We start from the raw sequence: 9003 nt of genomic DNA, 5'->3' as shown, positions 1-9003 counted from the left end.
CCCGCCGTCGGACCGGAGCGCGGGTCGTCCCCGTGCGCACCGCCGGACGGCCGGTCCCCCAGCGCCGGCCCGTCCACCGGGCGGTCCCCCCGAACCGCCCCGACAGGCCGACGCACCAGCCGGTACGCCTGCATGCCCCCATCCCACCAGACCCGTACGACACCGCCCCACACCCCACCCACCGCGCGTCCCGACCGCGGAGGGGCCGGGGGCGGGGCGGGGGGCTGGGGGGAGCGGGGGTGGGGGTTAGGTGAGGTGGGATTCCAGGGTGTCCAGGGCGGTGGGGATGCTGTCCGCCACGAGGAGGAGGTCCAGGCCCGCGGGTTTGAGGAACCGCTGGTCGGCGAGGGTGTGCAGCCAGTCGAGCAGGGGACGGTAGAAGCCGTCGGTGTCCAGGAGCACCATCGGCTTGGCGTGCAGGGCGAGGGTCGCGGTGGTCCAGACCTCGAAGAGCTCGTCGAGGGTGCCGAGGCCGCCGGGGAGCGTGAGGAACGCGTCCGACTTGTCGATCATGAGCGTCTTCCGGCTGGCCATGGAGTCCGTGACCAGCAGCTCGTCGGAGGCGAGGTCGGCGACCTCCAGGTCGACCAGTGCCTGCGGGATCACGCCGAGTGTGCGACCGCCCGCGGCCCGGGCGCCGTCCGCCACCGCACCCATCATGCCGACGCACCCGCCGCCGCTGACCAGCGTGTGGCCGCGTCGGGCGATCTCCGCGCCAACCTCGGCCGCGAGGTCCAGGAAGCGCTGGTCGAGCGTGCGGGAGGAGGCGCAGAAGACGCAGATCGCGGCCACGTCAGTCCTTTCCGCCCTCGTCGGCGGCGGCCCGCTGCTCGGCGGCGGCCACGGCGACCGCCTCCTCCTGGACCGCCTCCTGCTCGGCGGAGAGGGCGGCCTCCGCCTCCACGATGTGCCGGACCGCGGCGTCGACGTCGTTGGTGAGGCAGATCAGCTCCAGGTCGACCGCGCCGATCTTGCCGCCGGCCGCCATCGTGTCGCGGAGCCAGTCCAGCAGGCCCTGCCAGTACTCGGTGCCCATCAGCACCACCGGGAAGCGGGTGACCTTGCCGGTCTGCACGAGGGTGAGCGCCTCGAACAGCTCGTCCATGGTCCCGAAGCCGCCGGGCAGCACGACGAACGCCTGGGCGTACTTGACGAACATCGTCTTGCGGGCGAAGAAGTAGCGGAAGTCGATGGCGAGGTCGACCCAGTCGTTGAGGCCCTGCTCGAAGGGGAGTTCGATGCCGAGCCCGACGGACAGCCCACCCGCGTCGCTGGCACCCCGGTTGGCGGCCTCCATCACGCCGGGACCACCGCCGGTGATGACCGCGTACCCGGCCCGGGCCAGAGCCGCGCCCAGCGCCTCGGCCATGCGGCACTCCGGACTGTCCGGGCGGCTGCGGGCGGAACCGAACACGCTGACGGCCGGCGGAAGGTCGGCCAGGGTGTCGAACCCCTCGACGAACTCGGACAGGATCCGCAGCGCCCGCCAGGCGTCCCTCGTCTTCCAGTCGCCGCGCCCGCGCGAGTCCAGCAGGCGCTGGTCCGCGGTGCTCTCGGTGGCCGCCCGCCGCCGCAGCGTGACGGCGCCCCGGTGCCGTTCCGTTCCCGGTGCGCGCCCGCTCTCCCGCCCGTTGCTCTGGCTCATGGGAGCAACCGTAGTGGAGCGGCACCGACCGGGTGCGCTGGGCGACGAGCCCGGAAATTAGTTGGCCGCGACGGGCAACTAATTCGGTCGCCCGTACGTCTTATCATTCACATACCCGGTATGCGCCGGGCACGCGCCTTCGGGGGAGGGAGCCAGCGTGATCAGCAACAGCGAGATGATCCGGATCCGGCGTCAGATGCAGCGCCGCATCCGGGACGTGGTGGCCGAGCGTCGCCGCGCCCGCCTGATGGAGCCGTCCACCACCGCCACCCCGTCCGTCGACCACACCGACGCCCTGGCCGGTGCCAGCGCGTCCCACCCCACCATCTCCTGAGTCGGCTCCGGCCGCACGACGTCGAGGGGTCCGCCCGGTGCGGACCCCTCGACGAGGCGATACGGACCTAGTCGGCGGCGAGCCAGCGGTGCAACGTGGCGGCACCGTCGCGGATCTTGCCGATCTCGACGTGCTCGTCCCGGTGGTGCGCCAGGTTGGGGTCGCCCGGGCCGAAGTTCAGCGCCGGGACGCCCATCGCCGCGAAGCGCGCCACGTCCGTCCAGCCGAGCTTGCCGACCGGCTCCGCGCCGACGGCGGTGAGAAACTCCCGCGCCGCCGGGTTGTCCAGCCCCGGCAGGGCACCGGGAGCCATGTCGGTCACCGTCAGGTCGAAGCCCGCGAAGACCTCGCGTACGTGGGCCTCGGCCCCCGCCGCGTCACGGTCGGGCGCGAACCGGAAGTTGACCTCGATCTCGCACCGGTCCGGGATCACGTTGCCGGACACCCCGCCGACGATCCGGACCGCGTTCAGCCCCTCGCGGTACTCGCAGCCGTCGATGGTGACGCGCCGGGCCTCGTACGCCTGGAGCCGGCGCAGCACCTCCCCCGCGCCGTGGATGGCGTTCACGCCCCGCCAGGACCGGGCGGAGTGGGCCCGCTCGCCGTGGGTGGTCACGATCGCCCGCATGGTGCCCTGACAGCCCGCCTCGACCACGCCGTACGTCGGCTCCAGCAGCACCGCGAAGTCGGCCCGCAGCCACTCCGGGTACGCCTCGGAGACCAGGAAGAGTCCGTTGTACTTCGACTCGATCTCCTCCGCCTCGTAGAAGAAGTACGTGACGTCGTACCTCGGGTCCGGCAGGGTGACCGCCAGGTGCAGCGCGTACGCCACCCCGGACTTCATGTCGGAGGTGCCGCAGCCGTACAGGAGGTCGCCGCGCAACGTGGAGGGGAAGTTGTCGTTGTGCGGGACGGTGTCCAGGTGCCCGGCCAGCACCACCCGCTGGGCCCGCCCCAGGTCGGTACGTGCCATCACGGTGTTGCCGTGGCGGAAGGTGGTGAGGTGCGGCACGCCGCGCAGCACCTGCTCGACGTGGTCGGCGATGGCCTGCTCGTTGAGGGAGACGGACTCTATGTCGACCAGTGCGCGGGTCAACGCCACCGGATCGGCGAGGACCTCGGGGGTCAGCGGGTTCTCCATGGATCGCACGGTACCGTCACACTCGTGACGACTGCAGAATCCGCCTGGGGCATCGGTCTGGCCACCGTGACCGCCGACGACCAGGTGCTCGACACCTGGTACCCGACCGGCAAGCTGGGCCTCGGCAACCTGCCGCTGGTCGCCGGTGAGGACGAGGCGGACGTCCTCGACCTGCCGCCGGGAGCGGTCGGCGACCGGGCGCTGCCGGGTCTGCGTACGGTCCAGGTGGTGACCGTGATCGGCGCGGTGGACGACCCGATCAAGGACGCCCCCGACGCGTACCTCCGGCTGCACCTGCTCTCCCACCGCCTGGTGCGGCCGAACGAGGTCAACCTCGACGGCATCTTCGGCAAGCTGGCCAACGTGGCCTGGACCTCGGCCGGGCCGTGCCCGCCCGAGCGGGTCGACGAGCTGCGGGTGATCGAGCGGGCCGCCGGCCGCCACCTGGCGGTGTACGGGGTGGACAAGTTCCCCCGGATGACCGACTACGTGGTGCCGTCCGGCGTGCGGATCGCCGACGCGGACCGGGTCCGGCTGGGCGCCCACCTGGCCGCCGGCACGACCGTCATGCACGAGGGCTTCGTGAACTTCAACGCCGGCACGCTGGGCACCTCGATGGTCGAGGGGCGGATCGTGCAGGGCGTCGTGGTCGATGACGGCTCGGACATCGGTGGCGGTGCCTCGATCATGGGCACGCTCTCCGGCGGCGGCACCGACAGGATCAGCATCGGGCAGCGGAGCCTGGTCGGCGCGAACGCCGGGGTGGGGATCTCGCTGGGCGACGACTGCGTGGTCGAGGCCGGCTGCTACATCACCGCCGCGTCGAAGATCACCCTGCCGGACGGCCGGGTGGTCAAGGGCCGTGAGCTGTCCGGCGTGGACGGGCTGCTCTTCTGGCGCAACTCGGTGACCGGCGCGCTGGAGGCGAAGCCGCGCACCGGCCGGGGCATCGAGCTGAACGCCGCCCTGCACGCCAACGACTGACGCCAAGGAGCAGGTGCGCGCCGGCCGGTTCCGGCATCATCGAGCGGTGACCTCGATGAAGGATCGGATGCTGGCCGGCGAGCCGTACATCGCCGACGACCCCGCGATCATCGCCGACCTCGGTCGCGCCGCCCGGCTCATGCACCGTTTCAACACCAGCTCGCCGGACGACCCACCGGGCCGGCTGGCCGTGCTGCGGGAGCTGCTCGGTGAGCTGGGCGAGGACACCTGGATCCGGCCGCCGTTCCACTGCGACTACGGCGGCAACATCCGTATCGGGCCGCGGAGCTTCGTCAACTACCAGGCGGTCTTCCTCGACGTCGCCGCCATCACCATCGGCGCCGATGTCCAGATCGGCCCGAACGTGCAGTTGCTCACCCCGACGCATCCGGTGGAGCCGGAACCCCGCCGCGCCAAGTGGGAGTCGGCGCGGCCGATCACCCTCGCCGACAACGTGTGGCTCGGCGGGGGCGTGGTCGTCCTGGCCGGCGTCACGGTCGGCGAGAACACGGTGGTGGGCGCGGGCGCCGTCGTGACGAGGGACCTGCCCCCGAACGTCGTCGCGGTGGGTAACCCGGCCCGGCCGGTGCGCCGGCTCGACTGACTCGGATCAGGCCCTTCACCTGCACAAACACCCCTTCGGGGGCTGTTGCTGCGGCAGGTCGACCGGCACTCTGAGTGGTGATGCGGTCACCAGGAGGTAGTCATGGCCGGTCGGGTGCTCGAACTCCGCGTCCACGGGGTGTCCAACACGCCCCCCGACCAGATCCTGGGCCTGCAACCCGGGCCGGGGCCGGACCAGCCCCAGCCGTGGCTGGTCGCCGGGGACGCGACCACGGGCTTCTACCGCTCCACCGCCGCCGCGCCGGAGGACCCGGTGGTGGTCGAGGCGTACAGCTGGGGGCAGTTGACCTCCGGCGCGCGGACCGCGCGCGACGTCGAGCGGGCCCTGTGGACGGTGCTGCTGCCGTTCACCCTGGCCAACATCGCGCTGCACGCCCGGCCGGGCATCCCGCCCGACCCGGACACCGAGCGCTGGGGCAGCCGCTCGGGCATCGCCGCGTGGCTGATCCGGCTGTTCTGCCTGAGCCTGACCGGCACGCTGGTCCTGACCTTCGCCGGGGTGGGCGTCGACCTCATCGGGTGGCAGTGCGTCGACGCGGCCTGCCTGGGACGGGTCCCGGGCCCCTGGGAGTTCCTCGGTCGGGGCTGGTGGAGCGAGGGCGCCCGCGCGCTCGCGGTCGGCCTGCTCGTGCCCGTGGCGCTCCTGGGCGTCCTCGGCCTGGCCACCTGGCGGACCTACCAGTACGAGGCGGAGATGCCGGCCAACCCGGTCGTCCCGTGGACGGCCGGATCAGGAGCGCGGGAGACGGAACCGGCCGGGTACGGGACCGGCCTCCCCCCGCAACCGGTGGGCGAGCCGGAACCGCCCGAGCCACCACCGGACGACCTCGCGAACCCGTTGCAGGACCCGACGTTCTGGTGCGGCGAGGGGCAGTTGCGGCGTGCCGCCGTGCTGCACCTCGGCACCGGCGCGGTGATCGCTGCCGCCGTGGCCCTGGGCCCGGTCCTGGCGATGGATCCCCCGGGGGGAATCCGGGCGGTCCTGGCGACGGCGACGGCGGTCGCGATGGTGGCCGTGGTGCTGATCGCGGTGGTGGCACTCGCCCGTCCGTGGCTGACCCGGCGCGCGGGCTCCACCCCACTGGGCCGGTGGAGCGCCGCGGTCGCCGTGCTCGCCGGTCTCGCACTGGTCGGCACCGCGCTCCTCCTGCTCCTGCCGGACGGGCCGGCGGGAACCCCGCTCTCCGACCTGCGGCCCCCGCCCGGCTGCGACCGGCACCCCGGCGACGCCCGCTGCCTCACCGACCGCTCGCTGCCCGGCTACGACTGGATCATCTCCTGGTACGGCACCGGTCAGCTGCTGCTGCTCATCGCCATCGGGGCGGTCTCCCGGTCCGGCCGCCGGGCCCTGGCCGCACCGGTCACCGCCGCCCTGCTCCTCCCCCTGGGAGTGCTGTGGATCGCCGGCTGGCTGCCCGGGGCGCCGGCCGCACCGGGCGCGCTGGACATCTGGTTGGTGGCCCTCGGCGCGGTCGCCGTCGCCGGCACCGGCCTGGTCCTGCCCCGTACCCGGTCGGCCGCCGGAGGCCAACCCCTGGAGGCGCACACCGACCTGGCCTGGGCCGGGCGCGGGCCGGCGGTGCTGGCCGGCTTCGGCTGGGTGCTCTGCGTCGCCAACAGCGCCGGCCTCTTCCACTGGGTCACCGACCGGCTCAACAACGCCCCGACCCCCAGTGGGCGCTCGCCGATCACCATGCCCACCCCGGTGCTGTGGGCGGGCCTCGCCTTCAGCATCGCCCTGATCGGGCTTCTCGGGGTCGCGCTGCGGGCGCTCGTGCTCCTCGCCCGGCTCCGCCGCGAGGAGTACGCCGCGCTGACGTCCCAACGCCACGCCCTGTCCGCCCACGAGCTGCGGCGCTGCCGGGACGTGGGTTTCTACCACGCCCTGCACCGCCTGGTCGGCGAGCACGCGCTGCGGCTCACCGGCTGCTACGCCGCCGCGTCGGCCGTTCTGGTCGCGCTCGGCTGCGCCGCCGTGCTGTCCCTGACCCGTCCCCACCCCGCCCACGCCACCGGCGGAGCGGCGGTGCTGAAGGCCGTCGCCGACATCGGCGACTCGCTGCTGAGCTGGCTGCCCGTGCTCGTCGCCGCCCTCGGCATGCTCGTCTTCCGCAACGAGGGGGTCCGTCGCACCGTCGGCGTCGTGTGGGACGTGGGGACGTTCTGGCCCCGGGCCGCGCACCCGCTGGCCCCGCCCAGCTACGCCGAGCGTGCCGTGCCGGAGCTGCAGACCCGCACCGCCGGGCTGCTCGCCGCCGCCGACCACGACCCTCGGGGCCTGAACGGGATCATCCTCTCCGGGCACAGCCAGGGCGCGGTGATCTGCGCCGCGGTGATCCTGCAACTGCCCGCGCGGTGGCGGTCGCGGATCTGGTTCTTCTCCTACGGCTGCCAGCTCACCCGCCTCTACGGCCGGGTCTTCCCGGCGTACTTCGGGCCGGACCGGCTGCCGGTGCTGGCCGGGGCGCTGACCCGGAGGGGAACGCCGGGCTGGACCAACTTCTGGCGGGACACCGACCCGCTCGGCTGGCCGGTCAACGCCGGGGAGCGGGACGTGTCCGTCCGGGACCCGGAGGCGCTGCACCCGAGCGACGGGGAGGTCGCCGACCCCCCGATCCGCAACCACAGCGGCTATCCGGACGCGCCCGAGTTCCACCGGGAACGCTCGCGGGTGGCCTGGCTCCTCCGGCGGGGGGTGCCGGCACCCCGACGAGGGTCCGGCTGACCGGGCGGCACCGGCAGCGCGGGGCGTGTGCACCGCGGGCCGCCGCCGTGTCCGGGGTCAGGCCGGCGGCTCCGCCAGGCGTACGACGAGGTCGGCGCGCTCCGCCGTCGCGGTGACCAGGGCGGCGTTGGCCTCGTCGGTGCCCCGCGCCCACTGTCGCGCGTCCTCCGGCGAGCGGCCGTACGCCTCGTGTCGGGCGGTCAGCCGGCGCAGCCGCAGCTCGACGTCCAGGTCGAGGAACCACGCCTCGTGCAGCAGCGGGCGGATCTCCTCCCACGGGAAGTCGGGCACCAGCAGGTAGTTGCCCTCGGTCACCACCAGCCGGACCTCCGGCGGCACCTCGATCGCCCCGGCCACCGGCTCCTCCAGGTCCCGTTGGAACGCCGGTGCCCACACCGAGGTCGGCTCCAGCCGGCGCAGACGGCGCAGCAGGGAGACGTACCCGTTGGCGTCGAAGGTGTCCACCGCACCCTTGCGACCCGCCCGGCCCAGCCGTTCCAGTTCGGCCTGGGCGAGGTGGAAGCCGTCCATCGGCACCAGCCGGGCGGTGGGACCGACGGCCGCCACGACCTGCTCGGCGAGGGTCGACTTACCGGCGCCGGGCGCACCGGCGATGCCGAGGATCTGCCGGGGACCGGCCTCGGCGAGCGCGCGGGCCCGCGCGACCAGGTCGTCGACGGCGACGACGCGGGCGGTGGGCATCAGTGCAGGACCGGTTCGCTGATCGCGAACCGCGCGTGCACCGCCGCGCGCACCTCCTGCGGGCGGGGGTCGAGTTCCAGGTCGGGTGCCCCGCCGGCCTCCGCGCCGCCCGCGTACGCCATCCGGGCGAACATCGGGCGGTCCATGTCGCCGGTGTCGGACAGCTCGATCAGCGCGGTGACGCGGGCGCCGAGGGCCTCGGCGTACTCACGGGCGCGGGACAGCGCGTCGTCGATGGCGGCCCGCCGGGCCTCGCGGTGGGCGGGGCTGTCCGGTCGGAGCGACCACCACGGCCCGGCGACCTCGACCTGGTCCTGGTCGGCCAGGCGCAGCATCAGCTCGCCGAGTGCGGTGAAGTCGGTGACGGTCACGGTGGTGGACACGCTGCCGTGGTACGCGACGACGCGCTCGCCGGAGCGCCGGGTCTCCGGCCGGACCCGCAGCTCGCCGGTCTCCCGCCGGTCGACCGCCGGGGCGTGGGAGTCGATGAGCACCCGAACGGCGGCGGCCCGCTCGGCCAGCCGGGTCAGGGTGGTCTCCCGGTCCCGGTCCCGGGCCAGGGCGGTCACGGTGAACCGGGCGATCTCGGGATCGACCTCCCGGTACGACTCCCCGCGCACCGACACCACCGGCCCGTCCACCATGCCCTCACCCTAGCGGCGTGCCCTCCCGTCCGCCCGTCGTGCCGGCGACCCCGGGCGCTCAGGTGGTGGGCGGGACCGGGCGGTGGGCCGTGTAGGAGACCGTGTCGGTGCCGGGAACGCAGCCGCTCAGGTGCCCGCCGTCGGCGCCCAGCCCGCGCAGCCACGCCACCTCGTCGGCGTGGTCGCCGCCGGCCCGGAACCCGC

9 protein-coding genes are annotated in these 9003 nt (G+C 74.1%); 4 read left to right on the top strand and 5 right to left on the bottom strand.

What is annotated here, in order from left to right:
* Window positions 1-246: 246 nt before the first annotated feature.
* Entirely contained in the window at window positions 247-792 is a 546-nt protein-coding gene (locus tag AB0I76_RS16255; RefSeq protein WP_357035435.1) for a TIGR00730 family Rossman fold protein, read from the bottom strand.
* A gap of 1 nt (window position 793) precedes the next feature.
* Window positions 794-1645, bottom strand: coding sequence for a TIGR00730 family Rossman fold protein (locus AB0I76_RS16250; RefSeq protein WP_357035432.1), 852 nt, complete (start codon window positions 1643-1645; stop codon window positions 794-796).
* Window positions 1646-1802: 157 nt separating this feature from the next.
* On the opposite strand from AB0I76_RS16250, the gene AB0I76_RS16245 reads away from it, so the two are divergent.
* A complete protein-coding gene (locus AB0I76_RS16245) occupies window positions 1803-1979 on the top strand; it encodes a hypothetical protein (RefSeq protein WP_357035428.1) in 177 nt (58 codons plus the stop codon).
* Between the two features lie 67 nt (window positions 1980-2046).
* On the opposite strand, the gene dapE is transcribed toward AB0I76_RS16245, so the two are convergent.
* The gene (dapE, locus tag AB0I76_RS16240) at window positions 2047-3120 is read right to left on the bottom strand and encodes a succinyl-diaminopimelate desuccinylase (protein WP_357035425.1); all 1074 of its coding nucleotides are present in this window, start codon (window positions 3118-3120) and stop codon (window positions 2047-2049) included.
* 24 nt (window positions 3121-3144) lie between these two features.
* Here dapE and dapD point away from each other — a divergent pair, with 24 nt between their 5' ends.
* From dapD to AB0I76_RS16225, 3 genes are all read left to right on the top strand, one after another.
* The gene (gene dapD / locus AB0I76_RS16235; protein ID WP_357035422.1) at window positions 3145-4104 is read left to right on the top strand and encodes a 2,3,4,5-tetrahydropyridine-2,6-dicarboxylate N-succinyltransferase; all 960 of its coding nucleotides are present in this window, start codon (window positions 3145-3147) and stop codon (window positions 4102-4104) included.
* A 46-nt stretch (window positions 4105-4150) separates the two neighbouring features.
* Window positions 4151-4708, top strand: coding sequence for a sugar O-acetyltransferase (locus tag AB0I76_RS16230; RefSeq protein WP_357035419.1), 558 nt, complete (start codon window positions 4151-4153; stop codon window positions 4706-4708).
* Window positions 4709-4810: 102 nt separating this feature from the next.
* Window positions 4811-7453, top strand: a complete 2643-nt coding sequence (locus AB0I76_RS16225; RefSeq protein WP_357035416.1) for a hypothetical protein — start codon at window positions 4811-4813, stop codon at window positions 7451-7453.
* A gap of 57 nt (window positions 7454-7510) precedes the next feature.
* Here AB0I76_RS16225 and AB0I76_RS16220 read toward each other — a convergent pair whose 3' ends face one another.
* Together AB0I76_RS16220 and AB0I76_RS16215 are read right to left on the bottom strand one after the other, a co-directional pair.
* Window positions 7511-8155 carry a nucleoside/nucleotide kinase family protein gene (locus AB0I76_RS16220; protein WP_357035413.1) on the bottom strand — a complete coding sequence of 215 codons (645 nt, stop codon included), beginning with the start codon at window positions 8153-8155 and terminating at the stop codon, window positions 7511-7513.
* Complete coding sequence (locus tag AB0I76_RS16215; RefSeq protein ID WP_357035410.1) at window positions 8155-8799, bottom strand: SIMPL domain-containing protein; 645 nt, start codon at window positions 8797-8799, stop codon at window positions 8155-8157. Before AB0I76_RS16215 ends, AB0I76_RS16220 begins: the two co-directional genes overlap by 1 nt.
* Window positions 8800-9003 lie beyond the last annotated feature (204 nt).

The sequence above is a fragment of the Micromonospora sp. NPDC049799 genome, from assembly GCF_040656655.1.
Lineage (GTDB): Bacteria > Actinomycetota > Actinomycetes > Mycobacteriales > Micromonosporaceae > Micromonospora.
Note: the sequence above shows the minus strand (reverse complement) of the source record. Positions and strands in the feature narration are given on the sequence as shown.

Bases quoted from the DNA above. Each gene is read 5' to 3' on its own strand.
- AB0I76_RS16250 (WP_357035432.1), bottom strand. From the start codon at position 1,645: ATGAGCCAGAGCAACGGGCGGGAGAGCGGGCGCGCACCGGGAACGGAA.
- dapE (WP_357035425.1), bottom strand. From the start codon at position 3,120: ATGGAGAACCCGCTGACCCCCGAGGTCCTCGCCGATCCGGTGGCGTTG.
- AB0I76_RS16225 (WP_357035416.1), top strand. From the start codon at position 4,811: ATGGCCGGTCGGGTGCTCGAACTCCGCGTCCACGGGGTGTCCAACACG.
- AB0I76_RS16220 (WP_357035413.1), bottom strand. From the start codon at position 8,155: ATGCCCACCGCCCGCGTCGTCGCCGTCGACGACCTGGTCGCGCGGGCC.
- AB0I76_RS16215 (WP_357035410.1), bottom strand. From the start codon at position 8,799: ATGGTGGACGGGCCGGTGGTGTCGGTGCGCGGGGAGTCGTACCGGGAG.